The sequence below is a fragment of the Sneathiella sp. D3-11 genome, from assembly GCF_055809395.1.
In genome coordinates, this window is the sequence record NZ_CM147911.1 from 1,683,308 (window position 1) to 1,702,436 (window position 19,129).

Annotated in this window: 17 protein-coding genes, 1 tRNA gene, 1 pseudogene and 1 riboswitch; of the genes and pseudogenes, 12 read left to right on the plus strand and 7 right to left on the minus strand. The window is 51.6% G+C overall.

Features of this window, described 5'->3' with window-relative positions; genetic code table 11:
* Window positions 1-66: 66 nt before the first annotated feature.
* The gene (gene groL, locus AC0L73_RS08630; protein ID WP_227948784.1) at window positions 67-1,713 is read right to left on the minus strand and encodes a chaperonin GroEL; all 1,647 of its coding nucleotides are present in this window, start codon (window positions 1,711-1,713) and stop codon (window positions 67-69) included.
* Window positions 1,714-1,743: 30 nt separating this feature from the next.
* Window positions 1,744-2,031 (minus strand): co-chaperone GroES, encoded by a 288-nt coding sequence (gene groES / locus AC0L73_RS08635; protein ID WP_265334755.1) that lies wholly within the window; start codon window positions 2,029-2,031, stop codon window positions 1,744-1,746.
* 303 nt (window positions 2,032-2,334) lie between these two features.
* On the opposite strand from groES, the gene argS reads away from it, so the two are divergent.
* The 3 genes from argS to AC0L73_RS08650 all read left to right on the plus strand — a co-directional run bounded on the left by argS (window position 2,335) and on the right by AC0L73_RS08650 (window position 5,788).
* On the plus strand, window positions 2,335-4,104 hold the full coding sequence (gene argS / locus AC0L73_RS08640) for an arginine--tRNA ligase (protein WP_227948780.1): 1,770 nt from the start codon (window positions 2,335-2,337) through the stop codon (window positions 4,102-4,104).
* Between the two features lie 83 nt (window positions 4,105-4,187).
* A complete protein-coding gene (fbaA, locus tag AC0L73_RS08645; RefSeq protein WP_415776501.1) occupies window positions 4,188-5,258 on the plus strand; it encodes a class II fructose-bisphosphate aldolase in 1,071 nt (356 codons plus the stop codon).
* 86 nt (window positions 5,259-5,344) lie between these two features.
* Entirely contained in the window at window positions 5,345-5,788 is a 444-nt protein-coding gene (locus tag AC0L73_RS08650; RefSeq protein ID WP_227948776.1) for a MarR family winged helix-turn-helix transcriptional regulator, read from the plus strand.
* Window positions 5,789-5,858: 70 nt separating this feature from the next.
* Here AC0L73_RS08650 and ggt read toward each other — a convergent pair whose 3' ends face one another.
* The 3 genes from ggt to AC0L73_RS08665 all read right to left on the minus strand — a co-directional run bounded on the left by ggt (window position 5,859) and on the right by AC0L73_RS08665 (window position 8,438).
* Window positions 5,859-7,448 carry a gamma-glutamyltransferase gene (gene ggt / locus AC0L73_RS08655; RefSeq protein ID WP_473655338.1) on the minus strand — a complete coding sequence of 530 codons (1,590 nt, stop codon included), beginning with the start codon at window positions 7,446-7,448 and terminating at the stop codon, window positions 5,859-5,861.
* 122 nt (window positions 7,449-7,570) lie between these two features.
* The gene (locus AC0L73_RS08660; RefSeq protein ID WP_227948771.1) at window positions 7,571-7,786 is read right to left on the minus strand and encodes a DUF4170 domain-containing protein; all 216 of its coding nucleotides are present in this window, start codon (window positions 7,784-7,786) and stop codon (window positions 7,571-7,573) included.
* Between the two features lie 103 nt (window positions 7,787-7,889).
* The gene (locus AC0L73_RS08665) at window positions 7,890-8,438 is read right to left on the minus strand and encodes a hypothetical protein (RefSeq protein WP_473655339.1); all 549 of its coding nucleotides are present in this window, start codon (window positions 8,436-8,438) and stop codon (window positions 7,890-7,892) included.
* A gap of 202 nt (window positions 8,439-8,640) precedes the next feature.
* On the opposite strand from AC0L73_RS08665, the gene AC0L73_RS08670 reads away from it, so the two are divergent.
* On the plus strand, window positions 8,641-10,395 hold the full coding sequence (locus AC0L73_RS08670; RefSeq protein ID WP_473655340.1) for an adenylate/guanylate cyclase domain-containing protein: 1,755 nt from the start codon (window positions 8,641-8,643) through the stop codon (window positions 10,393-10,395).
* A gap of 6 nt (window positions 10,396-10,401) precedes the next feature.
* On the opposite strand, the gene AC0L73_RS08675 is transcribed toward AC0L73_RS08670, so the two are convergent.
* Window positions 10,402-11,223, minus strand: a complete 822-nt coding sequence (locus AC0L73_RS08675) for a NifU family protein (RefSeq protein ID WP_473655341.1) — start codon at window positions 11,221-11,223, stop codon at window positions 10,402-10,404.
* 101 nt (window positions 11,224-11,324) lie between these two features.
* On the opposite strand from AC0L73_RS08675, the gene AC0L73_RS08680 reads away from it, so the two are divergent.
* From AC0L73_RS08680 to fumC, 4 genes and pseudogenes are all read left to right on the plus strand, one after another.
* A complete protein-coding gene (locus tag AC0L73_RS08680; protein WP_227948763.1) occupies window positions 11,325-12,095 on the plus strand; it encodes an enoyl-CoA hydratase in 771 nt (256 codons plus the stop codon).
* Between the two features lie 738 nt (window positions 12,096-12,833).
* Window positions 12,834-13,396 (plus strand): annotated as a pseudogene (locus AC0L73_RS08685) (GGDEF domain-containing protein).
* A complete protein-coding gene (locus AC0L73_RS08690) occupies window positions 13,393-13,566 on the plus strand; it encodes a hypothetical protein (RefSeq protein ID WP_227948759.1) in 174 nt (57 codons plus the stop codon). Before AC0L73_RS08685 ends, AC0L73_RS08690 begins: the two are co-directional and overlap by 4 nt.
* 43 nt (window positions 13,567-13,609) lie before the next feature.
* The gene (gene fumC / locus AC0L73_RS08695) at window positions 13,610-14,998 is read left to right on the plus strand and encodes a class II fumarate hydratase (RefSeq protein WP_473655342.1); all 1,389 of its coding nucleotides are present in this window, start codon (window positions 13,610-13,612) and stop codon (window positions 14,996-14,998) included.
* A 10-nt stretch (window positions 14,999-15,008) separates the two neighbouring features.
* Here fumC and AC0L73_RS08700 read toward each other — a convergent pair.
* Window positions 15,009-15,082: transfer RNA gene (locus AC0L73_RS08700), tRNA-Gly, on the minus strand.
* 75 nt (window positions 15,083-15,157) lie between these two features.
* Window positions 15,158-15,235: riboswitch (SAM riboswitch) on the plus strand.
* A gap of 42 nt (window positions 15,236-15,277) precedes the next feature.
* On the opposite strand from AC0L73_RS08700, the gene metZ reads away from it, so the two are divergent.
* The 4 genes from metZ to AC0L73_RS08720 all read left to right on the plus strand — a co-directional run bounded on the left by metZ (window position 15,278) and on the right by AC0L73_RS08720 (window position 19,127).
* Window positions 15,278-16,495: an O-succinylhomoserine sulfhydrylase gene (metZ, locus tag AC0L73_RS08705; RefSeq protein ID WP_227948755.1), complete on the plus strand. Its 1,218-nt coding sequence runs from the start codon at window positions 15,278-15,280 to the stop codon at window positions 16,493-16,495.
* 133 nt (window positions 16,496-16,628) lie between these two features.
* Window positions 16,629-17,036, plus strand: a complete 408-nt coding sequence (gene apaG / locus AC0L73_RS08710; RefSeq protein WP_473655343.1) for a Co2+/Mg2+ efflux protein ApaG — start codon at window positions 16,629-16,631, stop codon at window positions 17,034-17,036.
* A gap of 35 nt (window positions 17,037-17,071) precedes the next feature.
* The gene (folE, locus tag AC0L73_RS08715; protein ID WP_227948750.1) at window positions 17,072-17,662 is read left to right on the plus strand and encodes a GTP cyclohydrolase I FolE; all 591 of its coding nucleotides are present in this window, start codon (window positions 17,072-17,074) and stop codon (window positions 17,660-17,662) included.
* A 13-nt stretch (window positions 17,663-17,675) separates the two neighbouring features.
* Window positions 17,676-19,127 carry a TrkH family potassium uptake protein gene (locus tag AC0L73_RS08720; RefSeq protein ID WP_227948748.1) on the plus strand — a complete coding sequence of 484 codons (1,452 nt, stop codon included), beginning with the start codon at window positions 17,676-17,678 and terminating at the stop codon, window positions 19,125-19,127.
* The last annotated feature ends 2 nt before the right edge of the window (window positions 19,128-19,129 follow it).

The following is a 19,129-nucleotide window of genomic DNA, read 5'->3' on the forward strand; positions in this document are numbered from 1 at the left end:
ACCATAAAAAAAGGGCTGCCTCGAAAGAAGGCAGCCCAATTTTTTGATCGTGTGAGAGGATCAGGCTTAGAAGCCCATGCCACCCATTCCGCCCATGCCGCCCATATCAGGCATTGCAGGAGCACCGGAGTCCTTTGACGGAAGATCCGCAATCATAGCTTCTGTTGTGATCAGCAAGCTGGCGATCGACGCAGCATCTTCCAATGCAGCGCGAACAACCTTGGCCGGATCGATAACACCGTCTTTAGGCAAATCAGTGTATTTGCCCGACTGAGCATTAAAGCCGAAAGTAGCGCTTTCCTGTTCCAGCAACTTGCCAACAACAACCGCTCCGTCGGAACCGGCGTTTTCAGCGATCTGGCGGCAAGGAGCCTGAAGAGCGCGGCGAACAATCTTTATACCAACATTCTGGTCTTCATTATCGCCTGTGAGGCCATCCAGCGCACGTGATGCATAAAGAAGGGCAACACCACCACCGGCAACGATACCTTCTTCGACAGCGGCACGGGTTGCGTGCAGCGCATCATCAACGCGGTCTTTGCGTTCCTTCACTTCAGTTTCCGTTGCCCCGCCAACCTTGATCACGGCAACACCACCAGCCAGCTTGGCAAGACGCTCCTGAAGTTTTTCGCGGTCATAGTCAGAAGATGTTTCTTCAACCTGCGCACGAATCTGGTTACAACGACCTTCGATGTCGGCTTTTTCACCGGCACCGTCGATGATTGTCGTTTCTTCCTTGGAGATGGTAACGGATTTCGCCGTACCCAGCATGTCAAGGCCAACATTTTCAAGCTTGATACCCAGATCATCGGAGATTACCTGGCCACCGGTCAGGATCGCGATGTCTTCAAGCATTGCTTTACGACGATCGCCAAAGCCCGGAGCTTTAACAGCAGCGATCTTCAGGCCACCGCGGAGCTTGTTGACGACGAGAGTAGCGAGTGCTTCGCCTTCGATGTCTTCTGCGATGATGAGAAGAGGCTTACCAGCCTGAACAACAGCTTCGAGAAGCGGCAGCATTGGCTGCAGGTTGGTCAGTTTCTTTTCGTGAAGCAGGATGTAAGGGTTGTCCATATCGGCAACCATTTTTTCTGCATTCGTTACGAAGTAAGGAGAAAGGTACCCGCGGTCGAACTGCATACCTTCAACAACGTCCAGCTCGGTTGCGAGGCCTTTGGCTTCCTCAACCGTGATGACGCCCTCATTACCAACGCGCTGCATTGCTTCGGAAATGATGCTGCCAATTTCAGCTTCGCCGTTTGCAGAGATCGTACCGACCTGAGCGATTTCTTCCTGACCGGAAACCGGCTTGGACATATCTTTGATAGACTCGACTGCTTTGGCAACAGCAAGATCAATACCGCGTTTCAGATCCATCGGGTTCATTGCAGCCGCAACAGCTTTCAGACCTTCCTGAATGATGGACTGAGCCAGAACAGTTGCTGTTGTCGTACCGTCACCAGCGATATCATTGGTCTTGGAAGCAACTTCCTTGACCATCTGTGCGCCCATATTTTCAAACTTATCTTCAAGTTCGATTTCCTTGGCTACACTCACACCATCTTTGGTGATGCGCGGAGAGCCAAAGGATTTGTCAATAACGACGTTCCGACCTTTGGGTCCAAGTGTTACCTTTACAGCGTCAGCCAGAATGTTCACGCCTTTCAGCATGCGCCGGCGAGCGTCTGTATTAAATTTGACTTCTTTTGCCATGTCTTTATTCCTCAATCACAAGTGTGTTGATTAGGCCAAAATGCCCATGATGTCTGATTCTTTCATGATCAAGACGTCTTCGCCGTCGACCTTGATCTCGGTTCCGGACCATTTGCCGAAAACAACCTTGTCCCCGACTTTTACGTCGAGCGGCCGAACAGAGCCATCTTCGGCGATTGCCCCGTTACCAACGGCAAGAACGTCGCCCTGGGACGGTTTTTCCTGCGCGCTGTCTACGAGAATAATGCCGCCAGCTGTTTTTTCTTCAGCTTCTATACGCTTGACCACTACGCGATCATGCAAAGGACGAAATTTCATTAAAGTCTCCCTCATCTTTGGATAGGTAACATATTTGTCTTTGTTAGCACTCTATCGAGAGGAGTGCTAACAAATTCGCTATGGATGTAATAAAATGTCCACCGAGTGTCAAGGGAGGAGAAAAAATTCCTTATGAATCTCAGTCACGAATTAAATAATTCGATCAATCGCGGGAGATGAAATCCCAAATCCCTTGGCCCCATCCCGATTTTCCATTAGATAGAGCGTCATTGCTTTCCCCGCAATTAAGAAAGCGGCGGCGTAAATACAAGTAAAGATATCAAACAAGGCCAGGAAATTTCTGTGACAACATCGCTTCTCAATCAATTAAGCCAGATCGTCGGTCAGGCCTTTTCAAACATTGGCATAGAAAATTCTTTTGGCAAGGTGTCCCCATCGCAACGCCGGGAACTTGGGCAGTTTCAGTGCAATGGTGCTTTGGCTGCCGCAAAGAAGGTCGGTCGCAATCCGCGAGAAATAGCGCAGGAAATTGTCTCTGAACTTGATAAAACGGGGCTTTTTTTGGAGTTAACCCTCGCTGGTCCCGGCTTCATCAACATGCGACTGAATGATGACTTTCTTCTTGGCCATATCAGCGATCTGGCCGAGGATACACATTTTGGCTGCCGCGGTGAACATGACTCTCAGAAGGTGATTCTCGATTACGGAGGGCCGAATGTCGCGAAAGCGATGCATGTCGGCCATTTGCGCGCCACCATCATCGGCGAAAGCCTCCGCCGCTTGCGCGAATTTCTGGGCGATGATGTGATTAGCGACGTGCATTTCGGTGATTGGGGCCTGCCCATGGGGTTGCTCATCAAGGAGATTGAGCGAGAACAACCGAACCTTCCCTATTTTGATGCCAACTTCACCGGCCCTTATCCAGAAACCTCTCCTGTCACGGTAGAGCAATTGCAAGAACTCTACCCTGCCGCTTCCGCCCGATCGAAGGAAGACGCCGCATTTCTCGAAAGCGCTCGCGTCGCCACCTTCGATCTGCAGAAGGGCCGCGCCGGCTATCATGCGCTCTGGCAGCATATGCGCAATATCTCAATCAACGAAACCCGTACTGACTTCGATCTTTTGGGTGCCCAGTTCACGGAATGGAACGGCGAAGCGGATACCAACGATCATATTCCGGAAATGATGACCCGCCTGAAGCAGGAAGGATACGCAGAAGTTTCCGAAGGTGCCATCGTTGTCGATGTAGCGGAAGAGGACGACAAGAAAAAGATGCCGCCACTCATCCTAGAAAAATCAGACGGTGCGGTGATGTATGGCACAACGGACCTCGCCACCATCGAGATGCGGCGGGAGCAACATGATCCGGATACAATCCTTTATGTAGTCGATGCTCGGCAAAGCCTCCATTTCGAGCAGGTTTTCCGCGCAGCCCGCAAATGCCACAGCATAAAGCCGGAGTGCCATCTTGAGCATATTGGCTTCGGCACGGTCAATGGCAAGGATGGCAAACCCCTCAAAACGCGGGATGGCGGAGTTGTTCGTCTGCGCAGCTTGATTGAGGATGCAATCGAGGAGGCCAGAAAAACAGTTGCGGAATCGGGTATGTCAGATCGGTTTGACTCAGCTGAGCTAGCCGACATCGCTACAAAGGTTGGCATTGCCGCCATCAAATATGCGGACCTATACAATCAACGCATGTCGAACTATGTTTTTGATATTGAACGGTTCACCAAGTTTGAAGGGCGCACCGGTCCCTATCAGATGTATGCCGCCGTACGTATAAAATCCATGCTCCGCAAGGCCAAGGATCAGGGTCTGAACGAAGGCCGCCTGCAGGCCACACATGATACTGAACGGAATTTGATGCTCGCACTTGCGGCGCTACCTGAGGCCGTGAAAGGAGCCGCAGAAAAGAATGCACCAAATATTCTCTGCGATCATGTGTATAGCCTGAGTCAGGAGTTCAACGCCTTCTATCATGAGTGTCAAGTCTTGGGCGAACCGGACTCCGTAATTCGCGCGTCCCGTCTTCGGCTTTGTGCCATTACTCTTCGACAGATGGAACAGGTGCTTTATATTCTGGGTATTGACGTGCCGGAGCGGATGTAAAGAATTTTAAATATTTGTCTCCTATCTTTTCGCTCAGGACAAGAAAACAGTCATTTAAGAGGAATTAGACCGTGCAAGACGAAATCAAGAAACTGAAACCGGGTGTTGTGACAGGTGCCGACTATCTGGCCCTTGTCAAAAACTGCAAGGCGCAGGGGTTTGCCCTGCCCGCAATCAATGTCACCAGCACCAATACCCTCAATGCTGCACTGGAAGGCGCAATGCTGAGCAAGTCCGACATTATCATTCAGCTTTCCAATGGCGGCGCACAATTCTTCGCCGGCAAGGGCATCAAGGATGTTGACGAGGCGCGGGTTATTGGCGCCGTCTCCGCCGCCCGCCACGCACACACGGTCGCCAAAGCCTATGGCATCTGCGTAGTTCTACATACCGACCATGCAAACAAGGGGCTTATCCCCTGGGTTGAGAGCATGATTGACGCTAGTGAGGATGAGTTTAACGCGACTGGCAAACCGCTGTTCAGTTCCCATATGCTTGACCTCTCCGAAGAGCCGATTGAGGAGAACCTTGCAGAATGTGAGCGTATCCTGACACGCCTTGCAAAAATTGACATGAGCCTCGAAATTGAACTCGGTGTTACGGGCGGTGAAGAGGACGGTGTTGGCAGCGATGTTGATGTCATGGATAACAGCAAACTCTACACCCAACCCGAAGAAGTGCTGCAAGCCTATGAACGCCTCTCTCCAATCGGGCATTTTTCTGTCGCAGCAGCCTTTGGCAATGTTCATGGTGTTTACAAACCGGGGAATGTCCAGCTTCGCCCGGAAATCCTGCAAGCGTCACAAAATCATGTGCAGGGCATTTACGACACAAAGGACAAGCCGCTTGATTTTGTCTTCCACGGCGGATCGGGTTCCAGCCCGGAGGAGATCGCCGAGGCTGTCAGCTATGGTGTGTTCAAGATGAATGTCGACACGGATACCCAGTTTACCTTCTCCAAGCCGATCGGAGCCTATGTCGAGGCGAACCCCAAGGCGTTCAAATACCAGATCGATCCGGAAGACGGCACGCCCTTCAAAAAGCAATATGATCCGCGTGCATGGCTGAGGGAATGTGAAAAATCAATGGCAGAGCGTGTCCAGCAAGCCTGTCATGAACTTGGCGCCACGGGTAATTCCATCGCTGAGGCTTAATCTCACCTGACAGAAAGGCCGCATCATATATGCGGCCTTTTTTGTCGCCTTGCCAACTATAGCCATGGCAACTATAGTCTATTGGTATGTTGAGCAAAACAGATAATACGCTCGGCACGCTGGTTCACGAAGTGGCGCATCTGCTCAGAACCCATATTGACCGGCGGGTCGAGCCCTATAACCTTACCCGAGCCAAATGGCTTGCGCTTGGTGTGCTTGACCGCCGCGACGGGATTACCCAGACCGAACTTGCCGATTATCTCGAACTCGACAAATCGACCATTGGCCGTCTTCTTGACCGGCTGGAGGAACGAGGGTTTATCCGCCGTGAAAAAGATCCCAATGACAGGCGGGTTTTCCGGATATTCATTGCCAAGACTGCTTATCCAGTCTTAACCGAACTTGAGCAGGTCGCGGATGGCGTCCGCGCCCAAGCCCTTTCAGGCATCTCGGAAGAAGATAATGAAAAGCTGCTGGCATTACTAGGCCAAGTCAAGAAGAACCTGATTGCCGCCCGGGAAGGGTCGTAATCCATCCAAAAGCGCAATAATGCCCTACATAATGACGCCTGCGGAACGTATCACACCTTAATGAAGTCCCTTAATATGCGATTGCACAGCCGTCTTTTCGAGATTCAGAGCCGCCAGAGAGAACCCCGGTATCCGGATCAATAGCAATCATTTGCCCGCCGCCAAGGGGCATCGCTGTGTCCATAAGCTGATATCCCATAGCGGTTAGCTCAGCACGAACGTTATCAGGAATGCCTTCTTCCACCTCAAGGGTGCCAGCGTTATAGAACGCACGCGGACTATCAATGGCCTCCTGCACATCCATGCCGTAATTCCAGATATTTGTGAGAACATGAGCATGACCGACCGGTTGATAGCCGCCGCCCATCACGCCATAGCTAATAGCCGCTTTTCCATTTTTCGTGACCATGCCAGGAATAATCGTATGCATGGGCCGCTTGCCAGGAGCAACACAATTTGGATGATCAGGCTCAACGACAAAGCCAAAACCCCTGTTTTGGAAAATGACGCCGGTCTGAGGACAAGCAATGCCTGATCCAAAATCCTGAAAGAGGGAATTGATAAAGGAGACCGCATTCCGATCTTTATCAACAACGCTCAGATAGACTGTATCACGATGTCGCTCAAGCGCGTCAGCGCCTGTAGGGTCGCCGGCTTTTCCAACTTCGATATAACCGCAAAGATGTTCCGCGAACTCATCTGAAAGCAACATTTCGGTCGGAACATCAGCTTTTGTTGGGTCCGCAATGTATTTGTTGCGGGCGAGATAGGCGAGCCGAGCTGCTTCCGCCTCCAAATGCAGCCGCTTTGCGCCATTTGGATCGAGCCCATCAAGATCGAACCGCTTCAGGATATTGAGCATGATAAGTGCTGTGATGCCTTGTCCACTCGGAGGAATCTGATGTATGCGGTGCCCCTGATACTCGGAATGGATGGGCGTTACGAAATCGGCACTGGTCGCGGCGAAATCATCCGCCTCATGCAGGCCACCCGCCGCTTTCAGACTTTCCGCCATCTGCTCAGCAAGATCACCCTCATAAAATGCCGACCGCCCCTGTTTCGCAATTGCTTTCAAAGTCGCTGCCAATTTTGGCAAGCGCCAGACTGTACCGGCCGCTGGTGGTTTTCCATTTTTCAGGAAGATATCGCTGGCCGCCTTGTTTTTCAGAAGCTTTCCAACCGCGCCTTCCCAATCAACAGAAGTGCGTTGCGTGACCACAAAACCATTTTCCGCATAATCAATAGCTGGCTGCAGAATATCGGCAAAATCCATAGTGCCGTATTTTTCATGCAATCTGGTCCAGGCGTCAATCGCACCGGGAATTGTGACCGAATGGATATTTGTTGGATCCATTTTATCCATACCATTGGACAGAAGGTAATCAGCCGTCAAAGCCATAGGCGCCTTACCGGAGCCATTTAAACCCTCAATCTCACCACCGCCGCCCATCGCAACAAGGGCGAAGCAGTCCCCGCCAATACCGGTCTGCATTGGATCTACGACACATTGAATAGCACAGGCCGCAATTGCAGCATCCATCGCGTTCCCGCCCGACTTCAGAATGCTCAGTGCCGCCTGAGAGGCTTGCGTATTGGACGTAGCAACAGCGCCTGTCAAACCATAGGTTACGGAGCGGCCAGCTTTATAGAAATTACGCACGGAAAACCCTCTTTTTAATTTATGATTGGGAAACAGCGATACTACGCGATGTCGAACCGATGTGCAAAATCACAACGGGTCACAATAGAACTTTTCCGCCAAGTGGAAAAGAGGCGTGTTTTCTACCAGAGTTTGACAATCACGTACTTCGTAAAAGCATCATCAACCTTCATCTGGCTGGCGGCCCGCCAAGCGGCCATCGCGTCGTCATAACTGTCGAAAAACCCGCGTACATCCATATCGCCCGGATCGACAAAGTCCTTACTTCGAGTATCTGTTACCTTACCACCGAAGACAACAAACAGGCCCTTCGCTACCTTTGAGTTCGCCTCTGACATAACAATCCTTTTTCAAAATACCGGCTGCGTTTCATAAATACGGCCCGGTTATAGCAAGATTGCCTAAAGAAACAATAAATTGCGGTGCAATATAAGAAAAATGTTATTCCCAATTATCACGCGATGCAGAAAGCCCGAAGGACACCACCGCGAGCGAGATCAAGACGTGATAAATGTTCAGCGGATCCATACCGGTATTCAGCGCCAACCATTTAACGGCAACGTCCGACAAGATAAAGCAGACAACGCCAAGAATAAGATACATTGCCAGCACGCCGGAGGAGAGAAGCCTGACAAGGCCGACCAGAAAAATAATGCCGACGAGCGCCATCTGGACGGTCGGTGAAAATCGCCATTGCCCCAGCAATAGCGCTCCGCACAGAATAACAAGGAGTATCAGTAATATCCACCAATGGAACCGGATGAAAAAATCGGCGAAAAGCCCCGCCACCGCTCCGAGCGCAAATGCAGCCATGCCGATTGAGCCCGCGAAATATTTTGCGGTTAGGTGATATGTTTCGACCGCTTCAAAACCAGCAAATTTAAACCCGCCAAGTGCCGCTGTTATGCCGATGCAAACCGCACCGAATGCCCAGAAAAGATTTGCTGGAAAAAAGCCTGTCGCGCCAGATTTAGTGAAATCAGGCAACATACAACCAATATTGCTTCAAACGCGACAACCAGATTCATGCGAGGAGTATACCCTCTTGCACAGCTTTGTCTACAAACCCATATAGCGTTAATCTTTGATCATTTTCCTGCTTCATGCTATCGGAGGCAGCCGTAAAAACAGGAGAAACGCTATTACCAACCCGCCGAAAAGATCAATCAAATCCCTGCCAATTGCAACTGTCTTGGCATTTAGTTTCGGCACTTTGGTTGTCATAACCGTTGTCATCGTCCTTGGTATCAGTCTGGTCTCAGGCTTAACCAATACAAAGGATCTTCTGATTGATAAGGCAACAGCCGCAATGTCCGCTGCGCAAAATGATTTCATTGAACTTCTGAATCCGGCCGCGTACGAGGCCGTCTATATCGCAGAATTGATCAACGCGGGCAGGATCGACATTAACAATCGTGAACAGTTGGCTAATTTTTTGCTGGGTGCCATTGCAGGCACCCCGCAAATTAACACCCTCACCTTTGTGGCGCCTGATTTGCAGGTCACAGCCTCTCACCGGCAAAGTAAGGAAATTCTGAGGTTTGATGAAAGCAGCGATCCCGTTGCAAAACAGAGCATCGCCGATCTCTCAACTCATGAAAAAGGCAGTTGGGGGCCGCTTGTTTATGTCCCGACGCTCCGACAAACAGTCCTAAACTTCAGAGAGCCCGTTTTTAAGGACGGAAAATTTGTCGGCGCACTGATTGCGACAATTACAGTGTCTTCAGTGAACACCCGGATGAATGCTGCGCCGACTTTGGACAACAGCAAACGGTTCATACTCTATGGCAACGATCGCGTAATGATGGAACAAGGTGCCGATCACACCTCAACGGTCCTTGATATTAAGGATGCCGTTCCAACGCTGGAAGAAATTGATGATCCGGTGTTAAAAGCCATTTGGTCCGAAAAGGCAGAAAAATTGAAGCTGATGGGCAATCAAACTGCCTTTAACAGCCATTATCTTGAGGTGGGTGGACAGGGCTACATCTATTTTTACAAAGAAATTACGGGATATGCTGACAAGCCCTTTACTGTTGGGTATTGGCTCCTTAACGACGAAGTTTCCGCGGAATTGCGTCGATTACTTATGGCAGGGCTAGCTGGGCTCGGCGTTATGTTCTTGAGTACGGTGGTTGCTATTGTTATTGGACGAAAGATCTCGCGCCCCGTCCTTGCGCTCTCTGAAGCGTCACGGCAAATCTCCAAGCTTGATTTCAATGCCGTCAAAGCCCTTCCCCAAAGCCGCTTTACCGAAGTGAATGAAGCGAATAACGCCTACAACAGCATGCTCCGTGGTCTATCCTGGTTCGAGACCTATGTTCCAAAGTCTCTCGTCCGGAAGCTTATGGAGAGTGGAGAGGCGCGGTCAGAACAACGCGTCGTGACCGTTATGTTTACAGATATTGCTGGCTTCACGCCACAGGCTGAAAACATGGATACAGACGAGGTTGCGGAATTCTTAAATCATCATTTCGAACTTGTTACCGCCTGCATTGAGGCGGAGGGCGGCACTGTTGATAAATTCATCGGCGATGCAGTGATGGCCTTTTGGGGCGCCCCCGAACGGCAGGAAGATCACGCAGCACGCGCCTGCCGTGCGGCACAAGCCATAAAAACTGCCATAATGGCAGACAATGAAAAAAGGCAAAACACCGGCCTCGACAAGGTTTACATGCGTATTGGCATTCATACCGGGCCGCTGGTTGTTGGCAATATTGGCTCCGCCGGACGGCTCAATTATACAGTCGTCGGTGATACGGTAAATATCGCTCAGCGCATGGAGCAATATGGCAAGACATTGCCGTCGGATCAAACGGATGAAGTGCTTACCCTGATGACGGGCGCCACTTTTAACGCCAGCCATAACGCCCACGCGGAAAAAATTGGCGACACCCTGCTAAAAGGCCGACATGATCCCGTGACTATCTACCGAATGAATGACTAAAACCTATCACGATGGCTGATAGTAAGGATTGGTTCCGTCCGCGTGATCGGTCACATCCAGCACTTCCGTTATGGATGGCACCAGTTTCTGAATTTCCACGGCAACACCCTGCTTCAAGGTCACATCCGCCATGCCGCAGCCCTGACAACCTCCGTCAAGACGGACATAGGCACGGTCCTTCTGCAGATCTACGAGAGTAATCCGTCCACCATGAGCAGCAATAGAAGGATTGACCTTCTCTTCCAGCAGATTTTGGATAGCCAGGCCTTCCGCCGTTTTCAGCCCCGGCTTCGGCAATGATTCGCGATAATCCAGCACGGCCGTAATCTCCGGAATATAATGACGGAGCATATTCTGAATGCCGGTCAGCATTGAAAAGGCGGGCCCCTGAAACTTCAGGTAAAGCTTACCATTTTTGTAGCTGTGAAAAGAAACATCCCCGCCCGACTGGGTCACTGCCGGTACAATCCGCGTTGAAAGCAGATCTTTAATCTGTTCAATAATCTCCGCATCGAATTCGCCCAGAGCTTCATCATCGGCAGTCTCTCTGACGGCCGCATCACCACTTTGAAAATGTGCAACGATAGCACCGAAAATTTCTGTCCGCAGCGATGACCAGTCTGCCGTCTCTGCCTTGGCAACGACAATACTCTCCTCTTTCAAGGTGACCGCCGTAACGCCGTCAATTGCGTAAAGCCGTGCCGCCAAGGGCGATTTCTCGGCGGCTTGCTCGCGCACAATGGCAAGTGGACCACTTTCAAAAACTTTTTCGGCCGGAAAAAATTCAAGCTCGGTCGCTGTGTCGCCTGGCTTCGTCTGAATAAACATCTTTTCGTCTCTATTGTCACTTATGTGAAGACTGACTCTTGTGAAAATGCAATAAAGGCCGCATCCACAGTCTTAAACTAATAAAAAAAACGGAGAAAACAATGACGAAGTTTGTCAGGACCGATCTTGAGGATACGCCAGAAGGCAAGATCGCCCGTGTTACCATCGATAACCAGCGGAAACTTAACACGCTGAACTCTATCGTGATCGGAGAGTTGAACGAGACACTCACTCACCTCGACAAAGATACGGACATTGGCATTCTCATCCTGACTGGCGCCGGTAACAAGAGTTTCATCGGCGGGGCGGATATATCCGAAATGGCGGGTCTGAACCCTGATACTGCCCGGACATTCATCACCAATATGCATCACGCCTGCCACAAGGTGCGATATTTCCATGCGCCAGTTGTTGCTCGTGTGAACGGTTTTTCCCTTGGCGCAGGTATGGAACTTGCTGCAGCCTGCGATATGATTATCGCCTGCAAGAGTGCGCAGTTTGCCATGCCCGAAGTACGTGTCGGCATCCCGTCCGTAATTGACGCCGCGCTTTTGCCGCAGATACTTGGTTTCAATCTCGCCCGCGATCTTGTTCTGACAGGCAGGAGCTTGAGCGCGACGGAAGCGCGCGATGCCGGACTTGTCCAGCGCCTGGTCGAGGATGATGCACTTGATGCCGAAGTTGACAAGGTGATCGCAGAAATTCTTGATGGTGGTCGCAATGCAATGGCCATTCAAAAGCAGCTCTGCAACGATTGGGAAAATAATCCGCTGCGCGACGGCATCCAGTTGGGAATTGAAGCCTTTGCCCATTCCTATGAAAGCGAAGAGCCTCACAAGATGATGGAAAAATTCCTTAACCGGCCTCGCTAGTATTCCGATCCCGCCACCGACACCGCGCAAATTCATTACCTTTCATGACAATTTTTTGCTATGAAGGAGCGATGATTTTTGCCGCGTCGGGGGTGGGCAACAAGTGTTGGTTTACTTATACAATGTGTTTTCGGGAGGCAGCAGACAATCGCTGTCCGTTGAAGCAGTAGATCGCCTTCTTTCCAATGAGAGCCATTCCCCCTGCTAAAACGACGCAGAGCTCGAGTTATCCTGTCACGTGTCCGGTTTTTAAGCCTTCTTTGTGTGGTTGCCTTTCCGCTTGGATTTCTGCTGGATTTTGCGACATTCGATGTTGAAAGTTATGTCACCCTTGGGATCACACGCGCATTGATAGCCGTCCTGTTTCTTTCCCTTTTCTTCGGGATAAGTGGCGGGGAAACCTTACGGGACGCGTATCGAGCACTCGGCATCTTTTTTGCGATCCTGCTGACCTTTCAAACGATGTATCAGCCCCTTCTTGATATCACCGGCATTTTTGCGGTCACCAACCTTGCCACCGCGGGGTATCTATTGTTCCCCTTCCTAATCGTTGGGTGTCTCGCCATCTTTCCGCTCACGATCAAAGAAGGGGTTCTCACGCTCATCCTCTTCTTCGTTGTGCAGATGTTTATTCTTATCCTCATGCCAGAAAATGCGGACCCACATCAACGGCTTGGGATCCTGCTCACCCTGATGGTGACAGGCCTACTATGTATTTTTGCTGCCATCAGCCAGCTTATGTACATATCTCTGCTGGTCGATCAGGCTTCCATCGACTCGCTGACACAATGCTATAGCCGTAACAGCGGCGAGGAAATCATTGATGTGCAGTTCAAGATATCCAAACGTCAGAACATGCCCTTCTCTCTCGTTTTCGTCGATTTGGATAACTTCAAGGCCATAAATGACCGCTACGGACATGAAGCCGGCGACAGGGTTCTTGCCAACGCCGCCGCGAGTATCCGCCGCAACGCTCGTGGATCAGATGTGATTGTCCGGTGGGGGGAGAGGAATTTGTGATTCTATTGCCCAATACGGATGCGGAAGGGACGCTCAAATCCATTCGTCGGCTTCGGAATATCGGACTCGGCGCGCGCCCGGACGGCAAAATGATGACGGCAAGCTTTGGTATCGTCGATCGGCAATCCGCGAATGTCGGGGCATGGTCCGCACTGGTTGATATCGCGGACAATCAGATGTATGAGGCGAAATCGCGCGGCGGGAATGATATTGCTGTTTATGTACCAACGGATGAAGCCCAAAGAGAATCTGAAGGCAGAGATCTGGCGGCCGCCGAATGATCCTGAAAATTCTCTCGGTTCTTTTTGTTGTCCTGTTTATTACACGAATTTTCTTCGCCCGAAAGCTGAAGGAAATGGGAAAGGCCGCCGACCGCACCCTCAATCTGTTCCTGATCGCCATCGCGATTTATCTTTGTCTGCAAGCGCTGTTTGTATATGCGACGGCGTGACACCAGATACTGAGACAAGCTGATACTTCAAAGGAGATCTGACATGTCTGCAACTAGAGTTGAAACGGATACGATGGGAGAAGTTTCTGTTCCCGCGGATCGCTATTGGGGCGCGCAAACAGAACGATCGCATGAGAACTTCAAAATCGGTACGGAACACCTGCCCGCGCCGCTCATTCGTGCGCTTGGTCTACAGAAAAAAACGGCGGCCCTCAGCAACCAGATGCTGGGAAAGCTCGATAGCAAGCTCGCCGATGCCATCATCATGGCGGCTGACGAAGTAATCGACGGTAAGCTCATCGAGCACTTCCCGTTGGTTATCTGGCAGACAGGTTCGGGTACGCAAAGCAATATGAACGCCAATGAGGTGATCGCGAACCGCGCCAATGAAATTCTGGGTGCCCCGCTCGGACAAAAAAGCCCGGTCCATCCCAATGATCACGTTAATTTAGGCCAAAGCTCCAACGACAGCTTTCCTACCGCCATGTCCATCGCTGCGGCAGAGCAAGTCTCACATCACCTGCTCCCGTCGCTCGCGCATATTCATCAGGCTCTACAGAAAAAAAGTGACTATTTCGCTGATATTATCAAGATCGGCCGAACGCATACGCAGGATGCCGTGCCCATCACACTCGGTCAGGAGTTTTCGGCATATGCCCGTCAGATAGAACTCAGCATGGCACGCCTGAAGGATGCGCTCCCCCGTGTGATGGAACTCGCGCAGGGCGGCACCGCCGTCGGCACGGGACTCAACGCCGCGCCGGGTTTTGCGGAAATGTTCGTCTCAAACCTTTCCGACTTGACCGGTCTTCCCTTTACCAGCGCGAAGAATAAGTTCGAGGCGATTGCCGCCCATGATGCACTGGTCGAGCTTTCCGGTGTTCTGAATGTGATCGCGACGAGCGCCATGAAAATCGCCAATGATATACGCTTCCTGGCGAGTGGACCGCGAAGCGGCCTTGGTGAGCTGATTCTCCCCGCAAACGAACCCGGCTCCTCGATCATGCCCGGGAAAGTTAACCCAACCCAATGCGAGGCGGTGACGCAGGTCTCGGCGCAGGTCATGGGCAATCATGTAACGGTCACCGTCGCCGGTTCCAACGGTCATTTCGAGTTGAACGCGTTTAAGCCGGTGATCATCTATAATGTCCTGCAATCGATCCGGCTCCTCGGCGACGCGCTCCGCAGCTTTACGGATAATTGCGTTACCGGGATCGAGGCGAACAAAGCCCGGATTGACGAGTTGATGGCACAATCACTGATGCTGGTGACCGCGCTCAACCCGCATATCGGCTATGACAACGCCGCCAAAATAGCCAAAAAAGCCTATGCGGACAACAGCAGCCTGAAAGAAGCCGCCCTCAAGCTGAACCTCCTCACAGAGGAGCAATTCAATGACTGGGTCCGCCCCGAAGATATGGTAGGGAAGTAGCAGAAAAAAATGGAGCGGGCGAAGGGAATCGAACCCTCGTCGTAAGCTTGGGAAGCTTCTGCTCTGCCATTGAGCTACGCCCGCATTCCAACAATTAAGTACAGAAAGTCTCTATTCACCGCAACAGAAATTCTTGACAGCCCATAACCATGGCGATAATCATTTCGATGTGGTGATTTGTGCCGACCGGCTTGCGGCCACGTAAAAGAAACGCTAAAAGGTCGGGGCTCGTAGGAACCCTGATCGATGGTCGGGGTTTTTTTATGCCTCGAGGATAACATGACGAACGAAAAAGAGACAGCGCAAGCCCGCGCCAAAAGCTACCGAACCGCCACAAAACTGGTGCGCGGCGGCACCAAACGCTCCCAATTTAACGAAACATCAGAAGCCATCTTTATGAATTCGGGCTTTGTCTATGACAGCGCGGAACAGGCGGCGGGTCGCTTCAAGGGCGAAAATGAGGGATTTATATATTCCCGCTACGCCAACCCGACCCTTTCCATGTTCGAAGACCGGATGATCCTTCTGGAAGACGGAGCGGAGGCAGCACGCGCGACCGCGAGCGGCATGGCAGCCGTGAATGGCGCGCTGATGTCCTTGCTTAAAGCGGGCGATCATGTGGTGGCACCCAAGGCGCTATTTGGTTCTTGCCTCTATATTATCGAAACCGTCCTGCCGAGGTTCGGTGTGAATGTCACCTTGATTGATGGCACCGACATCGATCAATGGAAAAGCGCAATCAATGAGAAGACGGCCTGTGTTTTCTTTGAAACGCCGTCCAACCCGGCGCTTGAGATCATGGATATCGCGGCTATTTCCGATCTGGCCCATAAGGTCGGCGCGAAGGTAATAGTCGATAATGTCTTTGCAACACCTGTCTTGCAGCATCCTCTCAGTCTCGGTGCCGATATCGTGGTTTATTCGGCCACTAAACACATCGATGGACAGGGGCGCTGCCTTGGCGGAATCGTTTTGGGATCGGAAGAGTTTGTCGAGGATACTCTCGCCCCCTATCTCAAGCATACCGGACCGGCCCTCAGCCCATTCAACGCCTGGAACTTGCTGAAAGGTCTTGAAACACTTGAACTGCGCGTCGATAAGCAGTGCAACAATGCAGAGAAAGTTGCCGCCTTTCTTGAAGATCATCCGGCGATAAGCCGCGTCATTTTTCCAGGCAGCGAAACGCATCCGCAACATGCCCTTGCCAAACAACAAATGGCCCGCGGCGGTACACTTGTCACCTTTGAAGTCGAGGGCGGGCAGGAAGAGGCTTTCTCCGCTCTCAACCGGCTGTCACTGATCGATATCAGTAATAACCTCGGCGATGCGAAATCACTGATTACCCATCCGACGACGACGACCCATTCCAGCGTTGATGACGCCATTAAGAAAGAGCTCGGCATCACCGAAAGCATGGTTCGCCTATCAGTCGGCCTTGAAGATGTGGATGACCTGATAGAAGATCTTGGCTACGCGCTAAGCCACCAAACAGATTGAGGTATGGGGCGGCGGGACTGATATTTCCGCCGCGCCGACACCGTTCTTTTACCGATTTACTGGACAAAACGGGCCCATAGGGCAATATTCAAGGGAATTGAGCCAATCGGAATGAAGGCGGGCAGGAAACGATATGACGGACGCGGGTGCTTATAGCAAAATCACGGAAAATGTCCAGGTTTCAGTGACACCCATCTACCTGAGCGACCGCTCCCGCCCGGAGGATGGGCTTTATGTCTGGGCCTATCAGGTCAAGATAGAGAATCAGGGAAGGCGGACAGTAACCCTTCGTAACCGTCATTGGCGCATTACAAGTGCTGAGGGCCATACGGAAACAGTGGACGGCGAAGGTGTCGTCGGAGAACAACCGATCCTTGCGCCAGGCGATATTTATGAATATACCAGCGGAACGCCGCTTTCGACGCCGTCGGGCATCATGGTTGGCTCCTATGATATGGAATCGGAAGAAGGAAATTTGTTCGCAGTCGACATTCCGGCGTTCTCACTGGATAGCCCGGACGCCATGTCGTCCCTCCACTAAATGGCGGCGCTGCCCATCTCAGGAAATATTCAGATATGAACAAACATAGCCACCCTAAGAAACCAACGAAAGATCAGGCCGAAGAGGCCGTGCGAACCCTGATCCGCTGGGCAGGGGATGATCCGGAACGCGAAGGGCTGGTCGGAACGCCGGATCGGGTAGCGCGATCATATCTTGAGTTTTTTGCCGGCTACAATGAAGATCCCGACACGTATCTATCCCGCACCTTTGAAGAGGTAAATGGCTATGACGAGATGGTGGTCCTGAAAGATATTCGGGTCGAAAGCTATTGCGAGCATCACATGGTACCGATTATCGGGGTCGCTCATGTCGCCTATATGCCCAGCAATCGGGTTGTCGGCATATCAAAACTCGCGCGGGTCGTGGACGCCTATGCCAAAAGATTGCAAATTCAGGAAAAACTCACCCGACAGATTGCTGAGACAATCGAGAGGACGCTGCAACCGAAAGGCGTCGCCGTCATCATCGAAAGCGCCCATCAATGCATGACAACACGCGGCGTCCATAAGGACGGCGTCACGATGGTAACAAGCACGATGCTCGGCATATTCCGCCGGTCAGATATTACTCGGCGCGAGTTACTCTCTTTCATCGATAAAGGCTGAGTGCGGCAGGGCCGTGATCAACTTTCGCCTGATTTTCGCAATCAACGGAATTCTCCTTGTCTTTATCGGGCTCGCCATGCTTGTACCCGCCGCCGTCGATCTTGCCGTTGGCAACAGGGACTGGCAGGTGTTTCTCGTCTCGGCGACAGTGTCGATTTTCGTAGGCGGCGGACTGTTTCTTTCAAATCGCGGTAGCGGCCTGGAGCTTGGGCGACGTCAGGCTTTCCTGCTCACGACTGCCGTCTGGATTATCCTCCCGGCAACTGCGGCCCTGCCCTTCGCATTCAGCGAGATGAACATCTCCTATACGGACGCCTTTTTTGAAGCGATGAGCGGCCTGACAACCACCGGATCAACAGTTCTGACCGGTCTTGATACAGCGCCACCCGGCATCCTGATGTGGCGAGCTTTACTTCAATGGACTGGTGGCATTGGCATCATTGTGACAGCGATTGCGATCATGCCTCTACTCAGAATTGGCGGCATGCAACTTTTCCGTATGGAAGCCTCCGAGGCGACATCAGAAAAGGCTCTGCCCCGCGTTGCAGATATCGTCAAGGCGATCGGCTACATCTATCTCGTCCTAAGCTTGATTTGCACATTTGCCCTCTGGATGACAGGGATGAGCTTATTCGATGCTGTTACTCATGCAATGACGACAATCTCGACAGGCGGATTTTCTACCTCTGATCAATCCGCCGGTGATTTTGAAAGCCCGCTTGTTGAGAGTATCATGGTCGTTTTCATGATTTTGGGCGCCCTACCCTTTCTGATGTATCTGCATATCGTCAAAGGAAAACCGGGCAGCTTTCTTACGGATAGTCAGGTCAGGTGGTTTCTCTCGATCGTCCTGATTGGAATTGTAGCCATTACCATCTGGCAAATACGGCATGAGGGCATCTCTTTTTGGGTCGCCTTGAGACATGCCACTTTCAATGTAACCTCCATTATTACCGGCACAGGCTATGCCACCGCCGACTACAGCAACTGGGGTGGATTTGGTACGACAGCCTTCTTCTTTTTTATGTTTGTTGGTGGTTGTGCGGGCTCAGCCTCTTGCAGCATCAAGATCTTCCGCATTCAAATTCTTGTGGAAACCGCACGCTGTCAATTGATGCAGATGATCCGGCCAAGCGCAATTTATAAACCGCGCTACAATGGTCAGCCACTTGCCGAGGAAACCATTGGATCGGTCACCAGCTTCGTTTTTCTTTTTATTGTAATCTTCGCCCTGCTCACAATCGCGCTCGGCCTCACCGGTCTGGATTTCCTGACCGCGATTTCAAGCGCGGCAACATCCATCACGAATGTGGGCCCGGGCCTTGGGGAGACTGTCGGTCCGTCCGGGACTTTTAAATCGCTCTCTGATCCAGCAAAATGGCTGATGTCACTTGGCATGCTGCTCGGGCGCCTTGAGCTTTTTACCGTACTCGTGCTTTTCTCCCGCCGTTTCTGGCAGCGCTAATC

Excerpts from the sequence above, each read along its gene's own strand:
- AC0L73_RS08680 (WP_227948763.1), top strand. The coding sequence starts at position 11,325 with ATGACGAAGTTTGTCAGGACCGATCTTGAGGATACGCCAGAAGGCAAG.
- AC0L73_RS08665 (WP_473655339.1), bottom strand. The coding sequence starts at position 8,438 with ATGTTGCCTGATTTCACTAAATCTGGCGCGACAGGCTTTTTTCCAGCA.
- apaG (WP_473655343.1), top strand. The coding sequence starts at position 16,629 with ATGACGGACGCGGGTGCTTATAGCAAAATCACGGAAAATGTCCAGGTT.
- groES (WP_265334755.1), bottom strand. The coding sequence starts at position 2,031 with ATGAAATTTCGTCCTTTGCATGATCGCGTAGTGGTCAAGCGTATAGAA.
- AC0L73_RS08675 (WP_473655341.1), bottom strand. The coding sequence starts at position 11,223 with ATGTTTATTCAGACGAAGCCAGGCGACACAGCGACCGAGCTTGAATTT.
- fumC (WP_473655342.1), top strand. The coding sequence starts at position 13,610 with ATGTCTGCAACTAGAGTTGAAACGGATACGATGGGAGAAGTTTCTGTT.
- groL (WP_227948784.1), bottom strand. The coding sequence starts at position 1,713 with ATGGCAAAAGAAGTCAAATTTAATACAGACGCTCGCCGGCGCATGCTG.
- AC0L73_RS08690 (WP_227948759.1), top strand. The coding sequence starts at position 13,393 with ATGATCCTGAAAATTCTCTCGGTTCTTTTTGTTGTCCTGTTTATTACA.
- metZ (WP_227948755.1), top strand. The coding sequence starts at position 15,278 with ATGACGAACGAAAAAGAGACAGCGCAAGCCCGCGCCAAAAGCTACCGA.
- AC0L73_RS08660 (WP_227948771.1), bottom strand. The coding sequence starts at position 7,786 with ATGTCAGAGGCGAACTCAAAGGTAGCGAAGGGCCTGTTTGTTGTCTTC.
- folE (WP_227948750.1), top strand. The coding sequence starts at position 17,072 with ATGAACAAACATAGCCACCCTAAGAAACCAACGAAAGATCAGGCCGAA.
- AC0L73_RS08650 (WP_227948776.1), top strand. The coding sequence starts at position 5,345 with ATGTTGAGCAAAACAGATAATACGCTCGGCACGCTGGTTCACGAAGTG.